The sequence below is a fragment of the Variovorax sp. 01T439_2 genome, from assembly GCF_056398445.1.
In genome coordinates this window covers 1-1,218 of record NZ_JBFTPJ010001281.1, presented here as the reverse complement: position 1 = coordinate 1,218, position 1,218 = coordinate 1, and the positions used below count along the sequence as shown (strand labels likewise).

The window sequence follows — 1,218 nt, the reverse complement described above, 5'->3', positions numbered from 1 at the left end:
GCAGCGGGCAGGCCCTGGACTTTGCGCGCGACCTGCTCGGAGCCGGCTTGCAGCATGCGCGCGGGCTGGTCGACTGGCAGCAGCTGGTGGCGGCCGTCGAACGCGCCGCGCGCGAGCTGCGCCTTGCGGTCGGCAAGCAGTGGCCCGGCACCAAGCTGCGCTGGGTGGGCCCGTCGCCGGAAGGCATCGACGCGCACGCCTGGCAGGACGCGCTCGAAGCCCTGCAGCACGCCTTTGAAATGGCTGCCGAAGGGCTCGATACCGTCAGCGAGATATCGCCCGATTTCGTGCGCCTGTATGAGCGGGCGCAGCAGCTCGCCAAGCGCGCGGCACGCTTCGCGCTGCCCTGCGAAACCGACTCGGTGCGATGGGTCGACGTGGGCACGCAGCTGCGGCTGGTCGAATCGCCGCTCGACATTGCCGAGGCCATGCGCACGCGCGTGCTCAAGATCGGCAGCGGCGCGGCCCCCGACGACGGCGATGAACACGAAGCCCGCGCGGCGCCCGAAGACAGCGGACGCGCCTGGGTCTTCACCTCCGCCACGCTGGGCGACGAACCCACGCTGCGCTGGTTCACCGAGCCGTGCGGCCTGGGCGACGCCGAGGTGCTGCGGGTGCAGAGCCCCTTCGACTATGCCGCGCAGGCCGGGCTCTATGTGCCGCGTGCCTTTCCCAAACCCAACGACGCCGCCCACAGCGCGCGCGTGGCGCAGCTGGCCGCGCGCGGCGCTGCCGAACTGGGCGGACGGACCCTGGTGCTGACCACCACGCTGCGCGCGCTGCGCGCCATCGGCGACGAAATGAAGCAGCAGTTCGAACGGCTCGAGGCCGACGTGCGGCCCGAGGTGCTGGTGCAGGGCGAGCTGCCCAAGCGCGTGCTCGTGGACCGCTTTCGCGAAGGCGCGGAGGGCGGGCGCGCCGGCTGCGTGCTGGTGGCGTCGGCATCGTTCTGGGAAGGCTTCGATGCGCCCGGCGATGCATTGCAGCTGGTGGTGATCGACAAGCTGCCGTTCCCTCCGCCCAATGATCCGCTGGTCGAGGCGCGCTCGCAGCGCCTCGAAGCCCAGGGCCGCAGCTCGTTCAGCGACTATTCGCTGCCCGAGGCGGCCGTGGCACTGAAGCAGGGGGCAGGGCGGCTGATCCGCCGCGAAACCGACTGCGGCGTGCTTGCCATTTGCGACACCCGCCTGGTCGCCATGGGCTATGGCGGGCTATGGC

General features: G+C 71.4%; 1 protein-coding gene. It reads left to right on the top strand.

What is annotated here, in order from left to right; all coding sequences use genetic code 11:
• Positions 1-1,218, top strand: a 1,218-nt coding sequence (locus AC1DOC_RS34280; protein ID WP_478131652.1) for an ATP-dependent DNA helicase, incomplete at both ends; no start/stop codon positions are given.